This is a genomic window from Sporosarcina pasadenensis (assembly GCF_047228845.1).
GTDB lineage: Bacteria > Bacillota > Bacilli > Bacillales_A > Planococcaceae > Sporosarcina.
Window position 1 is genome coordinate 438,650 of sequence record NZ_JBFEGM010000001.1, and the last position, 24,124, is coordinate 462,773.

General features: G+C 45.4%; 24 protein-coding genes. All 24 read right to left on the minus strand.

The annotated features are described in order from the left end of the window. Positions 1-5: 5 nt before the first annotated feature. Positions 6-917 carry a tRNA pseudouridine(55) synthase TruB gene (truB, locus tag AB1K89_RS02235; RefSeq protein WP_413053169.1) on the minus strand — a complete coding sequence of 304 codons (912 nt, stop codon included), beginning with the start codon at positions 915-917 and terminating at the stop codon, positions 6-8. Positions 918-995: 78 nt separating this feature from the next. After that, positions 996-1,343, minus strand: a complete 348-nt coding sequence (gene rbfA, locus AB1K89_RS02240) for a 30S ribosome-binding factor RbfA (RefSeq protein WP_252503567.1) — start codon at positions 1,341-1,343, stop codon at positions 996-998. A 22-nt stretch (positions 1,344-1,365) separates the two neighbouring features. Beyond that, positions 1,366-1,644 (minus strand): DUF503 domain-containing protein, encoded by a 279-nt coding sequence (locus AB1K89_RS02245; protein ID WP_252503568.1) that lies wholly within the window; start codon positions 1,642-1,644, stop codon positions 1,366-1,368. Then, positions 1,641-4,181 carry a translation initiation factor IF-2 gene (infB, locus tag AB1K89_RS02250; protein WP_413053170.1) on the minus strand — a complete coding sequence of 847 codons (2,541 nt, stop codon included), beginning with the start codon at positions 4,179-4,181 and terminating at the stop codon, positions 1,641-1,643. Before infB ends, AB1K89_RS02245 begins: the two co-directional genes overlap by 4 nt. Beyond that, positions 4,129-4,506 (minus strand): YlxQ family RNA-binding protein, encoded by a 378-nt coding sequence (locus tag AB1K89_RS02255; RefSeq protein WP_413053171.1) that lies wholly within the window; start codon positions 4,504-4,506, stop codon positions 4,129-4,131. Before AB1K89_RS02255 ends, infB begins: the two co-directional genes overlap by 53 nt. Beyond that, entirely contained in the window at positions 4,503-4,781 is a 279-nt protein-coding gene (rnpM, locus tag AB1K89_RS02260; protein ID WP_413053172.1) for an RNase P modulator RnpM, read from the minus strand. Before rnpM ends, AB1K89_RS02255 begins: the two co-directional genes overlap by 4 nt. A 19-nt stretch (positions 4,782-4,800) precedes the next feature. Continuing rightward, the gene (gene nusA, locus AB1K89_RS02265) at positions 4,801-6,021 is read right to left on the minus strand and encodes a transcription termination factor NusA (RefSeq protein ID WP_413053173.1); all 1,221 of its coding nucleotides are present in this window, start codon (positions 6,019-6,021) and stop codon (positions 4,801-4,803) included. Between the two features lie 22 nt (positions 6,022-6,043). Then, positions 6,044-6,520 (minus strand): ribosome maturation factor RimP, encoded by a 477-nt coding sequence (gene rimP / locus AB1K89_RS02270; protein ID WP_413053174.1) that lies wholly within the window; start codon positions 6,518-6,520, stop codon positions 6,044-6,046. A gap of 213 nt (positions 6,521-6,733) precedes the next feature. Beyond that, entirely contained in the window at positions 6,734-11,050 is a 4,317-nt protein-coding gene (locus tag AB1K89_RS02275; protein WP_413053175.1) for a PolC-type DNA polymerase III, read from the minus strand. Between the two features lie 78 nt (positions 11,051-11,128). Continuing rightward, entirely contained in the window at positions 11,129-12,829 is a 1,701-nt protein-coding gene (locus AB1K89_RS02280) for a proline--tRNA ligase (protein WP_413053176.1), read from the minus strand. A gap of 195 nt (positions 12,830-13,024) precedes the next feature. Further along, complete coding sequence (gene rseP / locus AB1K89_RS02285) at positions 13,025-14,284, minus strand: RIP metalloprotease RseP (RefSeq protein ID WP_413053177.1); 1,260 nt, start codon at positions 14,282-14,284, stop codon at positions 13,025-13,027. 44 nt (positions 14,285-14,328) lie between these two features. Next, positions 14,329-15,477: a 1-deoxy-D-xylulose-5-phosphate reductoisomerase gene (locus AB1K89_RS02290; RefSeq protein ID WP_413053178.1), complete on the minus strand. Its 1,149-nt coding sequence runs from the start codon at positions 15,475-15,477 to the stop codon at positions 14,329-14,331. Between the two features lie 22 nt (positions 15,478-15,499). Continuing rightward, the gene (locus AB1K89_RS02295) at positions 15,500-16,294 is read right to left on the minus strand and encodes a phosphatidate cytidylyltransferase (RefSeq protein WP_413053179.1); all 795 of its coding nucleotides are present in this window, start codon (positions 16,292-16,294) and stop codon (positions 15,500-15,502) included. Further along, entirely contained in the window at positions 16,291-17,085 is a 795-nt protein-coding gene (uppS, locus tag AB1K89_RS02300) for an undecaprenyl pyrophosphate synthase (protein WP_413053180.1), read from the minus strand. Before uppS ends, AB1K89_RS02295 begins: the two co-directional genes overlap by 4 nt. Positions 17,086-17,306: 221 nt before the next feature. Next, the gene (frr, locus tag AB1K89_RS02305; RefSeq protein WP_252503579.1) at positions 17,307-17,864 is read right to left on the minus strand and encodes a ribosome recycling factor; all 558 of its coding nucleotides are present in this window, start codon (positions 17,862-17,864) and stop codon (positions 17,307-17,309) included. Beyond that, on the minus strand, positions 17,865-18,590 hold the full coding sequence (pyrH, locus tag AB1K89_RS02310; protein ID WP_252503580.1) for a UMP kinase: 726 nt from the start codon (positions 18,588-18,590) through the stop codon (positions 17,865-17,867). Between the two features lie 79 nt (positions 18,591-18,669). Further along, on the minus strand, positions 18,670-19,554 hold the full coding sequence (gene tsf, locus AB1K89_RS02315) for a translation elongation factor Ts (RefSeq protein ID WP_413053181.1): 885 nt from the start codon (positions 19,552-19,554) through the stop codon (positions 18,670-18,672). A 358-nt stretch (positions 19,555-19,912) separates the two neighbouring features. Beyond that, positions 19,913-20,644 carry a 30S ribosomal protein S2 gene (rpsB, locus tag AB1K89_RS02320; protein ID WP_252503582.1) on the minus strand — a complete coding sequence of 244 codons (732 nt, stop codon included), beginning with the start codon at positions 20,642-20,644 and terminating at the stop codon, positions 19,913-19,915. A gap of 144 nt (positions 20,645-20,788) precedes the next feature. Continuing rightward, positions 20,789-21,301 carry a hypothetical protein gene (locus AB1K89_RS02325; protein WP_413053182.1) on the minus strand — a complete coding sequence of 171 codons (513 nt, stop codon included), beginning with the start codon at positions 21,299-21,301 and terminating at the stop codon, positions 20,789-20,791. Between the two features lie 5 nt (positions 21,302-21,306). Beyond that, on the minus strand, positions 21,307-21,609 hold the full coding sequence (locus AB1K89_RS02330) for an RNA polymerase subunit sigma (protein ID WP_413053183.1): 303 nt from the start codon (positions 21,607-21,609) through the stop codon (positions 21,307-21,309). Beyond that, positions 21,606-22,388 (minus strand): FliA/WhiG family RNA polymerase sigma factor, encoded by a 783-nt coding sequence (locus tag AB1K89_RS02335; protein ID WP_413053184.1) that lies wholly within the window; start codon positions 22,386-22,388, stop codon positions 21,606-21,608. Before AB1K89_RS02335 ends, AB1K89_RS02330 begins: the two co-directional genes overlap by 4 nt. A 132-nt stretch (positions 22,389-22,520) precedes the next feature. Then, positions 22,521-23,015, minus strand: coding sequence for a chemotaxis protein CheD (locus tag AB1K89_RS02340; RefSeq protein WP_413053185.1), 495 nt, complete (start codon positions 23,013-23,015; stop codon positions 22,521-22,523). 1 nt (position 23,016) lies between these two features. Further along, positions 23,017-23,649: a chemotaxis protein CheC gene (locus AB1K89_RS02345; protein WP_413053186.1), complete on the minus strand. Its 633-nt coding sequence runs from the start codon at positions 23,647-23,649 to the stop codon at positions 23,017-23,019. After that, the gene (locus tag AB1K89_RS02350) at positions 23,639-24,112 is read right to left on the minus strand and encodes a chemotaxis protein CheW (protein WP_413053187.1); all 474 of its coding nucleotides are present in this window, start codon (positions 24,110-24,112) and stop codon (positions 23,639-23,641) included. The genes AB1K89_RS02345 and AB1K89_RS02350 overlap by 11 nt, the downstream gene beginning before the upstream one ends. Positions 24,113-24,124: the final 12 nt, after the last annotated feature.

A 24,124-nucleotide genomic window follows, 5' to 3' on the forward strand; every position in this document is an offset into this window, starting at 1 on the left:
CTCCCCTACTGATTGAATGGAAACATCTTTTCAGGTTTCATCAATCCTTCTTTTGTCGGATGATTGCAATAGATTGCAATTGCCTTTTCCGATCTTGCAAAAACGATTTTCTCCCTTTTTACTAGTAAAGGATGTCGTTCAAGCACTTGTCCGTTCATTATTTTACCATACAAATCCTCGTCGGCTTCAACGAATGCAAAATCTGCTAGCGCGTCTTCCAGTGGCCGGATAAATTGATGAAGTGTTTGGTTTCCTTTCTGCTCCTCCACTTCCGCAAGCGTCAAACAATCATGTTGACGGAAGTTTCCGGAAGCCGTACGGACCAATGTCGCCATATGCGCAGGAAATCCAAGCTGTTCACCGATTTGCACGGACAACGTTCGGATATATGTACCTTTTCCACACGCAATCCGAATCATGAACCGTATTTCTTCCCCCTCGAACAACTCTCTATCATCGAGCATTTCGATTTCATATATATGTACAGTTCGTTCGGGCCTTTCCACTTCAATTCCTTTTCTTGCGTATTCATAGAGTCTTTTGCCATTCACTTTCACTGCCGAATACATCGGTGGAATTTGGACAATCTTACCGGTGAGCTGTTTCAGCGCATGTAGAATTTCTTCACGGCTGATTTTTTTATACGTGTCATCGGACAACACGATTGCGCCATCCGCATCCTCCGTCTCAGTTGAGGAGCCTATCGACACGGTTGCGATATACTCCTTGCCTGCATCGGTAACGTATTCGGCAACTTTTGTCGCTTGGCCGAGGCAGATTGGCAGTACTCCTTCCACGTTCGGATCAAGCGTTCCTGTATGACCCACTCTTTTCATGCCTAAGATTTTCCTAAGCTTGAATACGCAATCATGTGAAGTCATCCCTTTTTGTTTCCATAATGGAAGAATTCCATCCATAGCCATCCTCCTAACTTATTCTTTTTAAAAAAGGAGGAAGCCGGAAAGTCCATTCGGACGCCGACTTCCTCCAATAGTTCATTCCTCTTCGCTGTTCACTTGTCGAAGCAGCGATTCAATACGATTTCCGTATTCAACAGAATCATCAAAAGCAAATTCGATTTCAGGTGTCTTCCTGAGTCTGATCCGCTGCCCGATTTCTGTGCGGATAAACCCTTTCGCCTTTGTCAGGCCGGCAAGAGTAGCTTCTTTTTCTGACTCATTTCCTAATACCGAAATGAAAATAGTTGCCTGTTGAAGATCGCCCGTCACTTCGACGTCCGTCACTGTGACGAAGCCGATTCGAGGATCCTTTAATTTTTGGCCGATGATTCCGCCTAATTCTTTCTTCATCTGTTCAGCAACACGATTCGCACGCATAGACATGGATGGTCACCCCGATTCCGTATCAATAGTAGTCAAGTATCATTTCTGTCATTTCCCAATCAGGATTCGATTCCAAGAAACGAATGGCTCTTCTCGTCTCCCCTTCGGCCGCATCTTTTGACGAGGCGACCGAAACGAGAGCGATTGTAGTCCTTTGCCACAAATCTTGGTGATCGATCTCAGCGATGGAAACATTGAATTCATTTTTCACGCGATCCATCATTCTTTTCAGGACAGATCGTTTGCCTTTCAATGAATGGACGTCAGGTATGAAGAATGTACATTCCGCATAGACGATCATGTCCGTTTGATTTCCTCCATGATGAAGGCTTCAAAGATGTCGCCTTCCTTAATATCATTGAAGTTTTTGACGGTAATTCCACATTCATAACCTCTAGCGACTTCTTTAACGTCGTCCTTGAATCGCTTCAATGTGTCAAGTTCGCCTTCGAAAATGACGATATTGTCACGGAGGACACGTACGCCAGCATCACGGGTGATTTTTCCTTCCGTTACATAGCTTCCTGCAATGGTACCGATTTTCGAAACTTTGAATGTTTCGCGGACTTCAGCCTGCCCGATCACTTTTTCTTCGTATTCAGGATCTAACAAGCCTTTCATTGCCGATTCAATTTCCTCAATCACCTTATAGATGACGCGGTGCAATCGTATATCGACACCTTCTTCTTCAGCTGCACGTTTAGCATTGACATCAGGGCGCACGTTGAAACCGATGACAATTGCATTTGATGCAGCAGCAAGTGAGATGTCCGATTCGTTAATGGCTCCTGCTCCGGTATGGATGATCCGTACGTTAACGCCTTCGACTTCAATTTTCATAAGGGATGCCGCCATCGCTTCGACCGTTCCTTGAACGTCGGCTTTGACGATAAGGTTCAATTCCTTCATTTCCCCTTGTTTCATTTGATCGAATAGGTTATCGAGCGTCACGCGCGTTTTCTCGCCACGTTGCTCTTGCAAGGCATCGCCCGCTCTCGATTCAGCGATTTGACGAGCTGTCTTTTCGTCTTCGAATACGACGAAACGATCGCCTGCTTGCGGTACGTCGCTCAGACCCGTAATTTCAACTGGCGTGGATGGACCGGCTTCCTTCACCCGACGGCCAAGGTCGTTGATCATCGCACGGACTCTCCCGTAAGTGTTCCCGACGACGATCGGGTCTCCTACACGCAATGTCCCATCCTGCACGAGCAGGGTTGCGACCGAACCACGGCCACGGTCCAATTGAGCTTCGATGACCGACCCTTTTGCTCGGATGTTTTTACTCGCCTTCAATTCAGCGACTTCCGCCACTAACAAGACCATTTCCAAAAGTTGATCGATTCCTTCGCCTTTTAATGCAGAAATCGGTACGAAGATCGTATCTCCTCCCCATGCTTCTGCTAAAAGACCATGTTCCGTCAGCTCCTGCATGACTCGGTCCGGGTTTGCTGTAGGTTTATCCATTTTGTTTACAGCGACGATGATTGGAACTTCAGCAGCTTTCGCATGGTTGATCGCTTCAATTGTTTGAGGCATAACCCCGTCATCTGCTGCGACGACAAGGATTGTAATATCAGTGACTTTCGCTCCACGCGCACGCATTGTTGTAAAAGCTGCGTGTCCTGGTGTGTCCAGGAATGTGATTTTCTTGCCTTCCGCTTCGATTTGATAAGCGCCAATATGCTGTGTAATTCCGCCCGCTTCTCCCTGTGTCACTTTCGTGTCACGAATCGAATCAAGAAGCGTTGTTTTACCATGGTCGACGTGACCCATGATCGTAACGACTGGCGGACGTTCCGTCAATTCACCTTCGGGCTCTTCAGAATCCTCAAAGTAAATTTCCAAATCTGTTACATCAATACGGATTTCTTCTTCCACTTCCACGTCATATTCCGCACAAATCAATTCAATCGCATCTTTATCTAGCTCTTGGTTGATTGTCGCCATGACACCGAGCATGAATAGCTTTTTAATGATTTCAGACGGTTCCCTGCCTAATTTGTTCGCAAGCTCACCGACTGACAACGATTCGTAGAAAGTGATTTTTTCCGGCAACGGCTTTTCCACCTTCGGCATTGGCGCCGGACGATGTCTTCTACGTCCTTGGTTAATGCCGCGTGCAGGTGGTCTTCCGCCACGTCCAGCTGGACGATTGCCGCCTTGTGCACCTTGGCCTGGACGTTGACCGCCTTGAGCTGGTCGATTGCCACCTTGTGTACTTTGGCCTGGACGTTGACCGCCTTGAGCTGGTCGGTTGCCGCCTTGTGTACCTTGGCCTGGACGTTGACCGCCTTGAGCTGGTCGGTTGCCGCCTTGTGTACTTTGGCCTGGACGTTGACCGCCTTGAGCCGGTCGGTTGCCGCCTTGTTGTGCGCCTTGCCCTTGGCGTTGACCGCCTTGAGCTGGTCGGTTGCCGCCTTGCTGTGCGCCTTGCCCTTGGCGTTGACCGCCTTGAGCAGGTCGGTTGCCGCCTTGTTGTGCGCTTTGGCCTTGGCGTTGACCGCCTTGAGTCGGACGGTTGCCGCCTTGTGTACTTTGACCTTGACGTTGACCGCCTTGAGCTGGTCGGTTGCCCTGTTTTTTATTATCCTGTGTGTTGCCTGCTGGTCTTGATGCGTTTGAAACAGGCTTTCGATCATTTTGTCCGCTATGAGACTTGTTGGAAGGAGCAGAGCCACCTTTTCCAAAACGCTGATCCAATTTCGCTGTCGCCTCTTTATCAAGCATCGACATATGGTTTGTAACATTCACATTAATTTTTCCAAGCTCTTCGATGACTTCTTTACTCGTCCGATTCACTTGTTTCGCGTATTCGTGTACACGTATCTTCGTCATTAGCCCACCCCCGGTTATATTCGTTGAGGAGCCCGGATAATTTTCCGGCGAAGCCGGCATCCGTTAACGCGAGTACGACCCGCGACTCTTTTCCGATTGCATGGCCGAGAGCTTCCCGGCTCCCGAACACATGCTTCTCAACGTTGTAAAAATTACATTTATCATTCACTTTTTTATGTGTGTTTTTTGAAGCATCTTCAGAAACGATGACTAAACGCGCATTTCCCGAACGAACCTCTTTGACGACCAACTCTTCGCCTGTGATGAGCTTTCGTGCTCTCGCAGCCATCCCTAGCAATTGGAAGATTTTCGTAGGATGATTCATTTCAATGCCTCACGACGGATAGCATGCAGAAGATCATCGTACACTTCCGCAGGCACCGATGTTCCAAGCTGGCTTTCAATCGATCGATTGCGTTTTGCTGTTTCAACAGCCTCTTCAGTTTTTGATACATATGTACCCCGTCCTGATTTTTTGCCTGTCAGATCGACTGAAACTTCACCTTCCTTTGTGCGAACAATGCGGATCATTTCTTTCTTTGGCAACATCTCACCCGTCGCCGCACATTTACGCAAAGGGATTTTCTTTTTGCTTGTCATGGGCAGTCATCCTTTCAACTCAATTGTCTTCGTCTGTTTCTGAATATAAATCGATTGTTTCAAGATCGGATTCCTCTTCCGTTTCATTGTCGAAATAAGGATCCTCATCATATTCATCGTTTCCATTTTCGGTAACGGCGTATACATCATTATCAAACAGTCCCTCTCCAACCGATTGGGCGGAAGAAGGAGGATAGATGCCAAGTTCACGGGCATCCGTTTCACTTTTAATATCGATCTTCCATCCAGTCAACTTGGCAGCTAACCGCGCGTTCTGCCCTCGTTTCCCGATTGCCAATGATAATTGGTAGTCAGGCACTACGACCGTTGTCGATCTGTCTTCTTCATTCACTTGCACGTCCAGTACTTTTGAAGGGCTCAGTGCATTCGCGACAAAGATGACCGGATCCTCTGACCATTCAACGATATCGACCTTTTCTCCATTCAATTCATTTGAAATGGATTGGACGCGCGCTCCTCTGGAACCTACGCAAGACCCGACCGGATCCACTTCTTCATTATTCGTATGGACGGAAATTTTCGAGCGGTCCCCCGCCTCACGGGCAATCGATTTGATTTCAACCGTGCCATCATAGATTTCAGGCACTTCCATTTCAAACAGTCGGCGCAAAAGGCCTGGGTGTGTACGGGAAACAAAAACTTGAGGCCCTCTTGAAGTGCGCTCCACTTTTGTAATGTACACTTTGATACGGTCATGAGGCTGATAGGTTTCTGTAGTGATCTGTTCGCTTGCAGGCAGTACTGCCTCCACTTTCCCAAGACCTACATAGAGATTCCTTGCATCCAGGCGCTCGACGATTCCATTGACAATATCATCTTCCCTGTCGACGTATTCATCGTAGATCAGACCACGTTCAGCTTCACGTACGCGCTGCGTCACAACTTGCTTTGCAGTTTGTGCTGCAATACGGCCGAAATCGCGTGGAGTCACCTCTTCTTCTAAGATATCTCCCAATTCATATGCAGGGTTGATGGCCAAAGCGTCTTCAAGAGCGATTTGAAGCCTTTCATCTTCCACTTCTTCCACGACATCTTTACGGGAATAAACTTTCATTGTGCCTTTTTCCAAGTTCAAATCGACACGTACGTTTTGCGCCTGGTTGAAGTTCCTTTTATATGCGGTAACAAGTGCCGCTTCAATCGCTTCCACAATTACATCCCTCGAAATTCCTTTCTGCTTCTCGAGGGCTGTCAATGCATCGAGTAGATCACTACTCATAATTAATCACTCCTATATTCAATTATGCGGAAAAATCGATCGCCAATCGTGCAAATGCGATTTTATCCTTGTCGATGACGACTTGCAGTTTCCGGGTCTTGATGCGGATTTCAACTTCTGCTGCATCCGGACCATAAGATAGCAAGTAGCCTTCAAACTCTTTCATGCCATTAATCGGTTCATACGTTTTAATGAACACATATTGACCGACCGCCTTTTGGAAATCCTCTTCTTTTTTCAACGGACGTTCTGCGCCCGGTGAGGATACTTCAAGGAAATAATTCTGAGGAATCGGATCTGTACAGTCCAGTTCCTCACTAAGCCTTTCACTTACTAGTGCACACTGTTCAATATCGATATTCCCTTCCGGCGTATCGATATAAACGCGTAAGAACCAGTCTCTTCCTTCTTTCACAAATTCAATATCAACCAATTCCAACTCTAGGTCATTCACTATCGGACTGACGAGCTTTTCAACTTCTTCTGTAATTTTACTCATCATAACCCTCCCGAGATTTGATTCTAACTTGTCTTATTCGAATAGAACAACAGAAAAGAGCGGGAAATCCCACTCTTTTTTCGCAAGACATATAGCAAAAGTTGCTCCAATTGTACCATCTACTGGGCGTCATTGCAAACAATGTGCCAAAAGCGGAGGGCGCCCGGAGTCTAGACGATGCCGAATGCTTGCCGTTTCCAATTGACATATCGCTTAGAAAAGTGAAAGTTGGTTTGAATCGGGCATGCCTTCCAAGCAGCCTAATGAATCCATATATTCGATGACTGTTTTCGATACCCTTCCCCGCTGCTGAAGATCTTCCTTCGAAAGGAAGATGCCATCCTTGCGGGCTTCGACGATCGCTTTGGCGACGTTCGTCCCTAAGGAAGGAATTGCATCGAACGGCGGTATCAATTGATTGCCGTCGATGAGAAATTCGGATGCATCGGATTTGTATAAATCAGGTTTCGCGAATGAAAAGCCACGTTCGCACATTTCCAATGAAATCTCGAGAACTGTGAGCAAGTTCTTTTCTTTAGGTGATGCTTCCAATCCTTTATCATTGATCTCTTTGATTTTTGCACGGATTGAGGCATTACCTTTCGTCATTGTTGCAAGATCATAATCAGTTGCGCGGACAGTGAAGTACGCAGCGTAATACATGATTGGATGATGCACTTTGAAATAGGCGATCCGCAGCGCCATCAGTACGTAGGCGGCGGCGTGCGCTTTCGGGAACATGTATTTTATCTTTTTGCAGGAATCAATATACCAGCCGGGCACTTGGTTGGCTTTCATCGCATCTTCGAATTCAGGTGTCAGCCCTTTCCCTTTTCGCACAGATTCCATTATCTTAAATGCCATCGCAGGCTCAAGCCCTTGGTAAATCAAATAGACCATAATATCATCACGGCATCCGATCACATCGGACAATTGACAGATCTTATTTTGAATTAGCTCTTGGGCATTGCCAAGCCATACGTCCGTCCCGTGGGAAAGACCGGAAATCTGGATCAATTCCGAGAATGTGGATGGTTTCGTCTCCTCGAGCATCTGCCTTACGAAGCGTGTACCGAATTCCGGTACACCTAAAGTTCCTGTTTTGCAATCGATCTGCTCTTCCGTCACGCCTAATGAGGAAGTCCCGCTAAACAGCGCCATGACTCCTTCATCGTCAGGCGGAATCGTTTTCGGATCGATGCCTGAAAGGTCTTCGAGCATTTTGATCATCGTCGGATCATCGTGTCCGAGTATGTCCAGCTTCAGAAGATTATTATCGATGGAATGGAAGTCGAAATGCGTCGTCCGCCAGCTCGAAGCCGTATCGTCGGCAGGGAATTGAATCGGAGTGAAATCAAAAATCTCCATATTATCCGGGACGACAATAATCCCGCCCGGATGCTGCCCCGTATTCCGCTTTACTCCCGTACAGCCTTGTACGAGCCGGTCAATTTCTGCACCGCGCAAATGGAGGTTATTATCATTCATATATCCCCGGACATAACCGTAAGCTGTCTTTTCTGCAACGGTTCCGATTGTCCCCGCACGATAAACGTAGTCCTCTCCGAACAGCTCCTTCGTATAGTTATGCGCATGAGCCTGATATTCTCCACTAAAGTTCAAATCGATGTCCGGAACTTTATCCCCGTTAAAGCCAAGGAATGTTTCAAACGGGATGTCCTGTCCATCTTTTTTGAACATCGTGCCGCATGATGGACACGCTTTGTCCGGTAAGTCGAAGCCAGAGCCGACAGATCCATCATCAAAGAACTCCGACAGCTTGCACGAAGGGCAAACGTAATGCGGCGGCATTGGGTTTACTTCCGTAATTTCCATCATCGTTGCGACGAGTGAGGAGCCGACTGATCCGCGGGAACCGACAAGATAACCATCATCCAATGACTTCTTAACGAGCTTATGTGAAATAAGATAGATAACCGCGAAGCCGTTGTCGATGATCGATTTCAATTCCTTCTCGATCCGCGCCTCGATGATCTCAGGTAATTGTTCACCGTAAATATGGCGTGCCATAGAATAGGTAAGTTCCCTTACTTCATCATCTGCCCCGATAATTGTTGGCGTATACAAATCATCTTTAATTACTTTCACTTCTCCGACACGGTCTGCCACTGCCCGCGGATTATCGATGACAATCTGCTCTGCGACTTCCTTACCTAAAAACGAGAAATGTTCGAGCATTTCATCTGTCGTCCGAAAATGGACTTCAGGCAAGGAATGACGATTCATCGGATTGGCACCGCCTTGGGACCGGACAAGCACTTGACGGTATGTGGCATCCGTCTCGTCAATATAGTGGACATTCCCTGTTGCACAGACGGGAAGACCGACCTTTTTCCCGAGTTTGATCATCTTCCGCATAATATCTTCTAAATTCCATTCATCCCGAATCAATTCCAATTCAATCAAATGGGAATAGGCTGGCTTCGGATGCAATTCCAGATAATCGTAAAAGCCCGCTATTTCCTCGACTTCCTCCATTGACTTCTGCATAAGACCTTCAAAAACCTCGCCTTTGTCACACCCTGATCCGACGAGAAGTCCATTTCGGTATTTCATCAATAGCGAGCGAGGAATACGTGGAACTCTATAAAAGTAATCCATATGGGAAATGGAGACGAGCTTGAAGAGATTTTTCAAGCCTTCATCATCTGTCGCAAGTAACGTGCAGTGGGACGGCCTTGATCGTTTGTAGGCATCTCCTTCGCCGATGTTTTTATTGAAGTCATCCAAGTATTCGATTCCTTTTTCTGTTGCAGCTTCCTTCATGAGCCGGATGAACAGATAGGCTGTCGCTTCCGTGTCGTAAATCGCGCGGTGATGCTGCGTTAATTCAATATCAAACTTCTTTGCCAACGTATTCAATCTGTGATTCCGCATTTCTGGATAGAGGAAACGCGCCAACTCGAGCGTATCGATAACCGGATAGCTTTTATCATGCAATTCGGCTCTCTTACTCGCTTCATAAAAGAAGCCCATATCGAAGGAAGCATTATGGGCGACAAGGATGGCGTCGCCAATGAATTCCTTGAAATCCTTTATTACTTCCGAAACTTCAGGAGCGTCCTTCACCATGTCATCCGTAATGCCGGTCAGTTCAATTGTAGTTGAAGACAGAGGATGATGAGGGTTCGCAAACCTTTCAAACCTCTCTTTAATTTCTCCATTGACCACTTTGACCGCAGCCAACTCAATGATTGTGTCATACACGGCGGAAAGGCCTGTCGTTTCTACGTCAAATACGACAAATGTATCGTTTTCAAGCTCTCGATGCTGCTCGTCATAGACAATCGGAACACCATCATCAACTAAATTCGCCTCTAAGCCGAATAATACTTTTATGCCATGCTTCTTACCAGCAGAGTAGGCTTCCGGAAACGATTGGACGTTCGCATGATCAGTGATCGCTATCGCGGGATGCCCCCATTTTGCAGCCTGTGCTACTAAGGCTGAAGCTGATGTTACTGCATCCATCTGGCTCATCGTCGTATGTGCATGCAACTCGATCCGTTTACGATCCTCAGGAGCGGTATCTTTCCTGATGACCGGAGAAACTTCCATGATATCCTGAGCCATCATAATGAGATCTCGGACGAATGTATCGTTCTGGATGCTTCCTCTAGCACGGACCCATGCTCCTTTTTTCAAAGTTTTCATGAGTTCGGCATCTTCGTTGTCTCGCGAGAACATCTTCACCAGTATGGAATCGGTGTAATCGGTCACTTTGATTGTGAGCAATGAACGCCCACTTCTCAATTCCCTTACCTCTGCATCGAATACATAACCTTCGATTGTTACGCGCCTTTCTTCATCCTGTATCGTATGGATGCCGACGATCGGTTCGTCAGGCTTGATCGGGACGCCCAATACAAATGGCCTGTTCCCGATATCCCCGTTCTCTTTCTTCATCGCTTCCATTTTTTGCAGGTTGGCTAAGGCGTTTTTCGCATACTCTTCCTCTTCAGCCTGTTTCTGGGCAATGAATGCGAGTCGTTCAGCTTCGTTATCTTCAGTCTCTTCAGAGATTGTGAATTCAATAGCCATCGACGGAAAACCGAATGATTCATAAACCTCTGCGATAATGCGTCCATATTTGTTTTTCATCGTTTGCTGCTCAAAGTCATTTGCGCAAGTCAATGTCATTTTTTCGCCAACGAGTACTGGTTTCTGCCCTCCAAGCCTTTCGCGGATCGGAGGCGACATATCCCTCATTTCTTCAATGACATGCGGCCAATAGCCGACGATCAGTTCCGGATCTCCTTCTGTCGTTCGGACTGTTATTTGAAGGCGTACCGCAGCTATGGACGTAAAGGCTTCCTTCATCCTTTGTTGAAATAACTGATAGACGTGGACAGGTAACGTTTTTTCTAGCTCTACATTAAATTGCCATACTCTAGATTTACGATGAATATCGACTCGTTCTAGTGTTCCATGTTCGAAATAGACAATCGTTTGATCATCCGTCATTCCGATCTGTTGCAGCAACGTCAGTAATTTCATTTTTGCATCCATATGTATACCTCCCCCTTTCATACAGTGAAAAGAAGGGAAGTGCCGATTCAAGTCGGCCTCCCCTCCTTACCAAATTCATTAGCCGAAAAAGGCTTGCAGCTTTTCGGTCACTTCTTCTTTTTGCCACTCAACTGTTTCACCGGTCTCCCTGAATCTCACTTCAATGATTCCGTCTTGGGCTTTCTTGCCAATCGTTAATCTAACTGGCAATCCAATTAAATCGGCGTCCGTAAATTTCACACCCGCTCTTTCATCCCGGTCGTCATGTAAAATGTCATACCGATATGATTTCAATAGATGATAAAGCTCCTCAGAAAGTTTTGTCTGCGCTTCATCTTTCATATTGATTGTTACAAGATGTATATCATACGGTGATAGCTGTTTCGGCCATTTTAACCCATTCGAATCATTATGCTGTTCCGCGACAGCTGCCAAAATCCGTGAAACTCCGATGCCATAACAGCCCATAATAAACGGTTGAGCTTTTCCGTTTTCATCCAAATACTTCGCTTTCATCGGTTCGCTATAAACGGTTCCCAATTTGAAGATATGACCAAGCTCGATGCCTTTGGCAAATCGGATTGTGCCATTCCCGTCGGGTGAAGGATCCCCTTCTTTAATGAACCGCAAATCAAGATAGCGTTCAACGGCAAAATCGCGTTCCGGATTGACGTTGACTAAATGGTATCCATCTTCATTCGCCCCGCAGACGCCGTTTACGACCTTTTCGACAGCGTAGTCGGCATATACTTTTAAATCAAGGGGCAGTTTGACAGGACCGATCGAGCCTACTTTACAAGATAGCATCTCTTCGATTTCTTCTTCTGTTGCGAGATCGATATGAGTAGCCTGCAATGCATGTTTAAGCTTTATTTCATTTATGTCATGATCACCGCGTGAGAGTACGACGACTAGCTTATCATCCACTTTGAAAATGAGCGTTTTGATCACTTTCGAAGGGTCGGTGTTCAAGAAGTCCGCAACTTCTGCTATCGTCTTCTGGTCTGGCGTATCCACTTTCACGAGCTCTTTCAATGTTTCTTTAGGTTTCACATATTCCGTATTGACTTCGGCCATTTCGATATTGGCGGCATATGAGGAAGAGTCGCTATAAGCGATCGTGTCTTCTCCGATGTCGGACAACGCCATGAATTCATGTGTCCCTTTGCCTCCAATCGTGCCGCCATCAGCAATGACAGCCCGGAAGTCTAAGCCAAGTCTCGAAAAAATATTCGAGTATGCCTGCATCATTTCATTATACTTTTCTTCCAGACTTTCTTCGCTGGAATGGAATGAATAGGCATCCTTCATGATAAATTCCCTGCCACGAAGCAGTCCGAATCTTGGCCGTTTCTCATCCCTGAACTTCGTTTGGATCTGATAGACCGTAAGTGGCAGCTTTTTATAGGATTTCACTTCATCCCTAATGAGCGATGTAATCACTTCTTCGTGGGTTGGACCTAGAGCCATTTGACGTTCGTGGCGATCCTTTAGCCTGAAAAGTTCAGAGCCGTAAGCATCCCATCTGCCGGTCTCTTCCCAAAGGCCGGATGGCTGCAACGTCGGCATGAACATTTCGACTGCGTCGATTGCATCCATCTCTTCCCGGATGATGTTCTCGATTTTCCTTATCACTTTCTTCGCCAATGGAAGAAAGGAATAGACCCCACTCATATGTTGACGGATATATCCTGCCCTCAACAGTAGTTGATGGGACAGGATATCGGCATCCGTCGGAATTTCACGCATTGTCGGGATGAATGTCCGTGATTGTTTCATGAAAGGTTTCACCTCGAATCAAATTATACTACTGATTTCCACTCCAGGTGGACGATTTCCGTGGGCGTCGCCTCAGCCTCCTCACTACGCTAGCGCTTCGTTCCGGGGTCTTCTGCTGACGCTTTTCCCACTGGAGTCGCCGCCTTCCGTTTCAATCGGATAAACTTGTAATTAACACACATTTAGTTCAAGTAATTAAAAGAAAAATCGTTGAATGTCATTCCAGGTGACGACGAGCATAAGAACCATCAGCAACATGATGCCGACAAAATGGACCATGCCTTCCTTCTGTTTATCGACGGGCTTGCCACGCACTCCTTCAAATAGGAAGAAGAGCAATCTTCCGCCGTCCAATGCAGGCAATGGCAATAGGTTCATGATTCCAAGATTGATGCTTAACACAGCTGCCCAGTTCATAAGGGAGAATACACCCCATTGCGCAACTTCCTCAGTCGCTTTGTAAATGCCTACAGGACCGCTTAATGCGTCAATTGTAAACTTGCCGGTAACGAGCATTCCTAATAGCTCGAATATCCTCTTCATCCAGCTAAATGTCTGCTCTGCTCCGAAGGCGAACGCTTTTAATGCATTCTTTTCCAACGGGCTTTCGTACATGACGCCGATTTGTCCATATTCACGCCCTGCATCGACGAAAGTTTTAGGAATTACGGCCAACGTCAACATTTCCCCGTCTCTCTCGACCTTCATTTGAAGGTTTTTACCAGGGTTTTTCTGGATCGTAGTGGTGAACTCTTGCCAACTCTCAATCGGCTTGCCGTCCACTTCCTTCACAAAGTCGCCGGCTTCCATACCCGCTGCATAAGCAGGACTGTCATTGACAACTTCTTTAATGATAGGCTCGTTTGTTGGGATGCCATGCAAAAGGCCAATTGCCAAGAAGATGAAGAATGCGAGGATGAAATTGAATAGAGGCCCTGCAAAAATAGCCATCGCCCGACTACCAAGCGACTTGGAATCGAATTGGCGATCATAAGGCGCTATAAGCGTCTCCTGACCCTTTTCATAGATAACCGCAGTACGGGAAACCTCATATCTCACAAGATTTCCATCTTCGTCATACCCTTCGATGAAAAGTTCCTTGCTTAAATCAGCGGATTCCGTCTCCAAAAACAGTACATTCGGATTGGATACATCTCGGTTCAAATAGATTTTTTCAATTTTATCGTTATCATTCAAAATGACCCCTACACGATATCCGGGTTGCAATTCGACAGTGTCGAAATCCTCGCCTGCCATTCTCACATATCCGCCAAGAGGAAGTAAACGAATTGTATACAGAGTTTCCTTTTTCCGGAGGGCGAGAATTTTAGGTCCGAATCCAATTGCGAATTCACGTACCATGATTTCAGCCCTTTTCGCGAAGAGGAAATGCCCTAATTCATGAAAGAAGACGAGAGAACCGAAAATGATAATAAACGCTATTACGGTTTCCATAAAAAACCACCTTAACTGGCCCAATCGGCCGATTTATGAATTACTCATTTCACCATATCATACACCATTTTACGGGTGATTGAATCGGTTTCTAAAATCGCTTCCAAATCCGGGGAGGAAATCGACTGATGATTGTCCATCATACGTTCCACAATGTCCTCGATTTGCAGGAATGGAATTCTGCCTTTCATGAATAATTGAACCGCCACTTCATTCGCAGCATTCATCACTGTCGGCATCGTTCCGCCTTGCTTGCCTGCCTCGTATGCGAGGGCAAGGGCTTTGAACCTTTCAAAATCCATCTTTTCAAAGTGGAGTGTTCCAATTTCCTCAAGACGAAGCGGCTTGGCATTTTGCATTGGAATCCGATCCGGATATGTCATCGCATATTGAATCGGCACCCGCATGTCCGGAGAACCAAGCTGAGCCATGACACTCGTATCTTCAAATTCAACCATGGAATGGATGATGCTTTCCTTGTGCAATAAGCAATCGATCCTATCATACGGCATGTCGAATAAATGATGTGCCTCGATCACCTCAAGCCCTTTATTCATCATCGTTGCAGAATCGATCGTCAATTTATTGCCCATTGACCAGTTAGGATGGGCCAACGCTTGCTGTACAGTCACGCCTTTCAATTGGTCCCTCGTCAAATCCCTGAAGCTACCGCCTGATGCTGTCAGAATGAGCCGTGAAACTCTTTTCGGATTTTCTCCATTTAAGGACTGGAAGAGGGCCGAATGCTCGCTGTCGACAGGTAGCAAGGCGACATTCCTCTTTCTTGCTTCTTCCATGACGATATCTCCTGCAGCTACGAGTGTCTCTTTATTCGCAATGGAAATTGTGATGCCTTCTTGAATAGCTTTCATTGTCGGCTCCAAGCCAATGCTCCCGATGACCGCATTGACGAGCATGTCCGCGCCCGTTTGTGCCGCTACGGCAATGAGACCTTCTTTGCCATGCACGAATCGTGTGTCCGGAAATTCCGACTGCAGTGCATCGGCATCCTCCTTTTGCATGACAGACACGACTTCCGGATGAAATTGTGCCGTGATTTCCCTCACTTTAGCAATATTCATCCCGGCTGAAAAAGATACTAGTTTAAATTGCTCTTTGTTTGATTGAATAATATCGAGAGTCTGAGTGCCAATTGATCCCGTAGCACCGAGCAGACTAATTTTCTTCGTCATAGTATAAATAACTCCCTTTCCATCAACCGACTAGGTGTAAAAAATGAATGAGCGGCAACACGAAAAGGAGACTATCGAATCGATCAAGAATTCCTCCATGTCCCGGTAAAAGATTCCCTGAATCCTTCACCCCGAAATGCCTCTTCAACGCCGACTCGACCAAATCCCCCAACTGTCCAACAATCGAGGCGATGATCGTAACAATGATCAGCATCAGATAGCTAGGCGCTATCGGATAAAAGATTTGGAACACGCATGCAAACAATACGGCAAAGACGATACCGCCGATAAACCCCTCCACTGTCTTATTCGGGGAAATATCCGGCCAAAGCTTTCGTTTGCCGATCTTTCTGCCAACAAAGTATGCGCCTGAATCTGTCGTCCAAATTACTAGAAGTGCATAGAATACATACTCGAAACCATAAAAGCGGGTTTCGATCAAATAATAAAATCCTATGCCGACATATAGTGCACTAAATGCAGTAAACGCCGCATGATCAAAAGTGAACTTGTTTTTGGAGATGACAGTATAGATTAATAAAATAAGTATAAGTGCGAACAACATCTCGATTTTCGTATAGCCGATCCATTGTTGGACTTCGCCAGTCCACTTTGAAGGCATTAAAAGAAGCGCCAATGCAACCCAGACGAGAATACCCTCAAAAGAAAATATACGGATATCCTTCATGCGCAGCAATTCATATAAACCGACTGAAGCGATAATATAAATGGCGATTGTAAATGGGAGTCCGCCAATGATGACTAGCGGAAAAAAAATGGCCAATGCGGCGATTGCTGTAATAATTCTCTGTTTCAAACTCCTTTATCCCCTTCCACACTTCCAAATCTTCGGTTGCGCATTTGGAATTCCTCGATTGCACTTAACATGCATGACTCATCGAAGTCCGGCCAGAGAACCTCTGTAAAGGAAAATTCCGAATAAGCTAGCTGCCAAAGCATGAAATTCGACAATCGCACTTCGCCGCTCGTTCGGATGAGTAAATCCGGCTCGGGTAAGTGAGATGTCATGAGATGTGACTCGATCAATGACTCGTCAATCTCATCAATTGCTATTTGGTTGTTGACTGCCAATTGGGCGATTTCTTTCGCTGCCTTCACCATTTCAAGGCGGCTGCCATAGTTCATTGCGAAGTTCAAGATGAGTCCGTCATTATTTGAAGTGGCCTCTATCGCTTTCACAATCGCTTCTTTCGTATGTGGCGGCAACGCATCGAAATTACCGATCATTTCAACCTTGACATTTTGCTCGATCAGTTCGGGCAAATATGTTGTCAGGAACTCTCCAGGCAGTTTCATAAGAAAATCGATTTCCATTTTTGGCCGTTTCCAGTTTTCTGTTGAAAAAGCATACAATGTCAAGACTTTGATGCCTATGTCATTTGCAATACGGGTGATTTTCCGAACAGTCTTCATACCTTCATGATGTCCGGCAATCCGCGGTAAACTGCGTCGTCTTGCCCATCTGCCGTTCCCATCCATTATGATGGCGACGTGTGAAGGGATTGTTCTACTTTTGACTTTCGTTAGCCTGTCGGAAATTGATGGTCCGTTCTCTGTAGTTTTTTTCCGTAACAGTTTATCTAGCATTCCGTTTCCTCCACTCGCCTGCTTTTTGAGCAAGTACCTAGTCTATCGTAACAAATTAGCCGATAAATTTCATTTAAAACAGCTAAAATTTGAGTTGGTGTCCTTTTAGATTATGCTTGCCGTATGGTGAAATATTTATCATTCATCAAAACGAATGAAATACGGTCAGAAAAAAAGGCGTCCTGATAGTAGGACGCCCCAATGTATAGAAAGTTCTTCGATCAGATTTCCATAATCTCATTTTCTTTTTCTTTGGCAATCTCATCGATTTTTACAATGTAGGAATCAGTCAGTTTCTGGATTTCTTCACCTTCACGGCGCAATTCATCCTCTGTGATGTCCCCATTCTTTTCAAGCTTTTTCAACTCGTCATTTGCATCCCGACGTACGTTGCGGATTGCAATTTTGGAGTCTTCTGCTTCTTTTTTAACTTCTTTCACCAATTCTTTACGGCGCTCTTCCGTCAATGCAGGGACTGCCAAACGGATGACCGATCCATCATTTGATGGAGTGATACCGATATCCGATTTCAATATCGCTTTTTCAATATCACCCAACGTCGTTTTATCGTATGGCTGAATGACCATCAGTCTCGCCTCAGGCACTGAGATGCCTGCCATTTGGTTCAATGGTGTCGGAGCTCCGTAATAAAGTACTGAAATTCGATCCAGCAATGAAGCGTTCGCACGCCCTGCACGGATAGAAGCAAGCTGTCTCGTGAAAGATCCAATCGCTTTTTCCATTCTGTCTTTTGTTTGATCCATTAGCTCTTTTGGCATTTACCCATTCCTCCTCACAACCGTACCGATTGGTTCACCAAGCACGGCCTTTTTAATATTTCCATTATCCATAATTGAGAATACTACGAGAGGGATATCGTTGTCCATACATAGGGTTGAAGCAGTGGAGTCCATAACTTCGAGTCCTTGGCTGATCACTTCCAAGTAAGTCAATTCCGTATATTTCACCGCATTCTCATCTTTTAACGGATCTGCTGAATAGACGCCGTCAACATTGTTTTTCGCCATTAAAATGACGTCCGCTTCGATTTCCGCTGCTCTTAGTGCAGCTGTCGTATCAGTGGAGAAATAAGGATTTCCTGTTCCAGCAGCAAAGATGACGACACGCTTCTTCTCCAAGTGACGAATCGCTTTCCTGCGAATATACGGCTCAGCCACTTGCCGCATATCGATAGATGACGATACACGGGTTTCAACGTCTAATTTTTCAAGAGCGTCCTGAAGAGCCAATGAATTCATGACTGTAGCAAGCATACCCATATAATCGGCGGTAGTTCTGTCCATGCCCATTTCACTGCCGACTTTACCTCGCCAAATATTTCCTCCACCAACTACGACCGCAACTTCCACACCTAGGTCGACAACTTCTTTTACTTGTTCAGCGACTGTTTTAATAATTGCAGGTGACAGACCGTAGCCTTTCTCACCCGCAAGTGCTTCACCGCTTAGCTTCAAGACAATTCTTTTATATTTTGGGACGCCCATATGTACCCTCCGTCTACTGTGTTTTTCTCGAAAAATAGGGAACACAAAGTTGTGTCCCCTAATTGATCTTTATATCTAATCAGTTGCCTTTTACTTGGCTCATAACTTCGTCCGCAAAGTTATCTTCGCGTTTTTCAATTCCTTCACCGACTGCAAAGCGAACAAACTCTTTCAAGTTTCCGCCAGTCGATTTAACGAAATCACGTACTTTTTGGTCGGAGTTTTTAACGAATGCTTGGTCAAGAACACAAATTTCTTCAAAGTATTTTCCAAGACGGCCTTCAACCATTTTCGCAACGATATTTTCAGGTTTGCCTTCGTTCAACGCTTGCTCAGTAAGGACTTTACGCTCGCGCTCTACTTCTTCCTCGGACACTTCATCACGTGAAATGTATTTCGGGTTCATAGCTGCGATATGCATCGCAACATCTTTAGCAGCTTCAGAGTCAGTAGTTCCTTCAAGAATCGTCAATACAGCAATGCGTCCACCCATATGAAGGTAAGGACCGAAAGCATCGTTGTCCGATTTTGTTTTCACTTCAAAGCGGCGAAGAGTGATTTTCTCACCGATTTTAGCGACTGCATTGGAAATATGGTCAGCGACTGTAAGTCCGTTTTCCATTTTCGATTCAGTAGCTTCTTCGATTGTTGCCGGTTTTGTTGCTAGAAGGTGCTCACCAAGTTCTTTAACAAGTGCTTGGAACCCTTCGTTTTTCGCAACGAAGTCTGTTTCAGCGTTCACTTCGAAAATGACAGCGTCGTTTCCGTTTACGATGATGTCAGTTGTACCTTCCGCAGCGATGCGGTCAGCTTTTTTAGCTGCGCTTGATAGACCTTTTTCACGAAGGAAGTCTACCGCCGCATCCATATCACCGTTCACTTCAGTAAGTGCTTTTTTGCAGTCCATCATACCTGCGCCTGTTTTTTCGCGCAGCTCTTTTACCATTTGTGCTGTAATTGCCATTGTTAGTTCCTCCTGTATGAGTGATTTGAGACGACAATCTTTGGAATTGTTAATCAACAATGTTGATTTCCGCTACAGACGGACGCTTTCCGCGGGCGAGGCTGAGCCAATCGAACCACGAAGAGTTCGATTTGCCGTATTTCTGCGGCTTGTGCAGAAATTAAGGCATCCTTATCCTGCTCCCAACGCTTCGCTTTTGGTCGCAAACGCCGTTCTACTTAACGGCGTTCGCTGGAGTCGCCGCCTTTCGCTCCAATCAACGAAGCACGCTAATATCAACAACGTAGTCTAACAAGACCTAATCTTTAAAAAAGACGATAAGGGGGTTGGCCGCTTATCGTCTGTTTTATTACTAATATTACTCTGCAGCTGCCGTTTCAGTCGCTTCTTCAGATACTTCTTCATCAGCGCCTTGTCTTGATTCGATCAATGCATCTGCCATTTTGCTAGTAAGTAGACGAACCGCACGGATTGCATCGTCATTCGCAGGAATGACATAGTCGATTTCGTCCGGGTCACAGTTCGTGTCAACAATACCGACGAGTGGAATGTTCAATTTGATTGCCTCTGCCACAGCGATGCGCTCTTTACGAGGGTCAACAACGAAGATGACGTCAGGCAATGATTTCATATCACGAATACCGCCAAGGAATTTCACTAGACGATCGTGTTCTTTTCTTAGTTCAGAAACTTCTTTCTTAGGAAGTACATCAAATGTACCGTCCTCTTCCATCGTTTCGATCTTTTTCATACGTGCAACACGTTTTTGGATCGTACCGAAGTTTGTAAGTGTACCACCAAGCCAACGTTGGTTGATGTAGTACATTCCTGCGCGCTCAGCTTCTTCTTTGATTGCATCTTGTGCTTGCTTCTTAGTACCAACAAATAGTACTTTTCCGCCTTCTGCACCAACTTGACGCATGAAGTCATAAGCTTCTTCTAGTTTTTTCACCGTCTTTTGAAGATCGATGATGTAGATTCCGTTACGTTCAACGAAAATATACTTTTTCATTTTCGGGTTCCAACGACGAGTTTGGTGTCCGAAATGTACACCTGCTTCAAGCAGTTGTTTCATTGAGATTACTGACATTTGTTTTTCCTCCAATTTGGTTAGATTCCTCCGTATGATTCATGTGACGGAATGACCTTTCGGCACCTTTTCCCATCATCCACATACGTGTGTAGTAACACCATTTGATAATATACCATAGGGATAATCTTATTGCAACTCACTTCATCTGAATTTAAGCAGCAATTCCACTTCGGTTTTCCCTTTGCCGAGCCTTTTGGCGATTTCCTCAACCGGCTTGCCTTCGTCATAGTAGTGGATGGCGAGCGAGCGACTATCCATTTCATGTACTTTGGATACCGGCTTGGATAAGCTGTTATCTCTTAATGATGGTGCCGTCTGGTAAGATTTCAATGCCGCTTTCATTGGGTAACTCGGTGTCACAATGGTGAAATCCTTCTTTTCCGCTTGCTGTTCAAACTCTTGGCTACGTCTTTCAGGTGCACTTTCTTCGTGCTTGTCATTTTCCTGCCGCTTTTCAATTATCTTAATAAGTCGTTCGTTTTCCTCTTTTAATTCGGATAAGTATGCACCGATGGCATCGTCCATTTCCGCCATCATTTTCTGCTGCTTCTTTTCCAAGTTGTTGAATTTTGAAACTTTCATATAGAGCAACGCCATGAAATAAAAGCCGATCACTTGTAAAATGAATAAAAATAATAAAAATACCGTTTGCATGTCCATCATCCTGTAAAGTCGACAAATGAACCTTTGTATGGATGCATCGTCTTCTTTTCCTCTTCGTTATGTTGATGTTCCTTTTCTTTCTGATTCATGTCCTGATTTTTCCCCTTTGAATCTTTATCCGTTTTGGCGTATTTCTCTGAATGTCGAACAGTTTCCCGGTTTTTCACTGTTTCCTTTTCATTTTGGAGCTGTGCCTGATCTTGGTTGAGCTGTGATTGCTGTTGTTTCTGTTCCGCTATTCTTCCCGCCTCAAACGTTTTAGGAATGGCAATTTGGAGTTCAATTCCTTTCAGGCTCATAAAATCCCTCCGTCAACAATTTCCGGCAATAGTAATTTGCGGAGCTTGAATAACGCCTTTGAATGGATTTGCGAAATTCTGGATGTCGATAGATTTAGAATTTCTCCGATTTCTGTCAAAGTCATTTCATCCGTGTAGAACAGATTCAAAACCAGTTGTTCATTTTCATTTAATTCTTTAATCTTCATGGCCAAATCACCGACGAGCTCTCCCATGACGATTTGCTGTTCAGGAGTGCGCTCGTGGTCGTCCTTTAAAACGAAGGACTTCTGCCCTTCTTCCTCATCATCGCCCATACGTTCATCCATGGAAAGCACATTTGAAAAATAGTGTTCATGCACTGTCTGGTACACTTCTTCGACTGAAACGCCGAGATGATCCGCTATCTCTTCTGGAGTTGCATGACGCAATAATTTCTGCTCTAGTATAGAAATCTCTTCCTCCAGCTTTTTCGATCTTTCACGGGATGAACGGGGAAGCCAGTCTTCCTTTCGCAAACCATCAATGATGGATCCGCGAATCCTGAAGGAAGCATACGTATCAAATTTCAAATCCCTGCCAGGGTCGAACTTCGTCAAAGCGTCAAATAGTCCTTGAAGTCCAAGACTCATAATCTCATCCCGCGAAACATTCCTCGGCAAGCCGGAGCTAATTCGTTGCACATGGTAATTGACGAGAGGTGTATACTTCCGGACAAGTCTGTCGCCGGCATCGGGATCCCGATCATTCAACCATAGTTTCCAACATACATCTTCTTCCGTCAGATCCTCTTTGGACATCGAATCCCTCACCTTCCATGATGTTTCCGAAAACATTATTAAAATACTTAATTTCTATTATATCAAATTTCGACAAAAAATAGCGACTGAACCGTCCAGTCGCTCTGCAAAGTCTATTCTAGTAAAATAGAGTCAAATTTCCTTCGTTCCCAAATTAACAGTCCGAATGCTCAATGCACTTGTCATCGGATCGAATTCAATTGTCCGCCCACTGGAACCGCCGGTATCTTCCGCGACAAGCGGAATGGAAAGGCGGGCAAGCTCCTTTTTGACTGCTTCGACGTTGCGTGGCCCGATACGAATGGAGTCACTGGAGCCGAATTGAAACATTTGGGAACCGCCTGCAATTTTGGCTTTCAACGATAAAGGGCGCACCCCTTCCGCCTTCAGCATTTCCATTAATGAATAAATGCCGGTATCCGCAAATTTTGCTGGATTCAAACTGTCCGACCTTCCAAGACTCGAGTCCGGAAGCATAATATGTAGAAGTCCCGCTATCTTCTTCGATTCGTCATATAGGACGACCCCGACGCATGATCCTAAACCGGATGTCCGTATCGTATCCGGCGCATGGACGACTTTCATGTCCGCAATTCCGACCTTGACAACTATGTTCATCGTGCTCATCTCACAGTACACCTAACGAGCGGAAAATCGTTATATATGATTCCGGGTCAGGGAGCAAGAAGAAATGACCGTCTACACTCGAATTTCCTTCATCGCCTTCCTCTTCGATACGCGTATCAATGACGATGACTTCATCACTGTAATGGGACACTTCGATAAGGCCGAAACTAACAATTGCTCCGACCATATCTACACTCAAAGATGGAACGGTCGGATGCACTTTCAATCCTGTAAAATCCGACAAAGCGGATAAATAAGATCCTGACAGTATATTGCCGAGTTCCTGCATTGCCGAAATACCCATCTCGGGAATCGGTACTGAATGGAAGTTGAAAGTATGATCACCGATCAATTTACGGATGAATCGGTTTGCGGAATCAATTGGCAGGACAAAGAACATGCTGCCGGATAGGTCGCCTTGAATCCTCAGGTAGATGCCTGCCACAATTCGTTCAGCGCCACCTGCTAAATCAAACATTTCATCAAAAGAAACGAGGCTCACATTTGGAACCCGCATCTCAATTTTCTTGCCGAGCAATTGGGATAAAGAAGTTGCAGCGTGGGCAGCCCCGATATTGCCGATTTCCTTCAGCACGTCGAGATGCATATCGGTAATTTGGTGATCAGACTTCATCTGACGACACTCTTTTCACGGGCTCTAGCACTTTTTCGAGATTCAACATGACTAAAAGACGTTTATCCACTTTGGCAACTCCCGAAATGAATTCCGATTCGATCGATCCGACGACTTCAGGCTGAGGTCTAATGGAATCGAACGGAATATCAATTACATCATTTGCGGCATCGACGATAAGCCCAACTTCAAATTCCTCCAATGACACGATGATAATTCTGCTATTGTCATCAAGAGGCTTCACTTCCATGCCGAAACGCTCCCGCAGATCGACAATTGGCGTGACTACACCCCTCAAGTTGATAACGCCTTTTATATAAGATGGTGTTTTAGGAACTCTCGTAATCGACATGAGCTTTTCGATCGACTCGACGACGTCAACTCCAACGGCATATTCCTTGTCCATCAACTGGAACACAATGACTTTCATTTCCTTGTTTTCTACTCCACTTACTTCAGCCATAATTTTCACTCC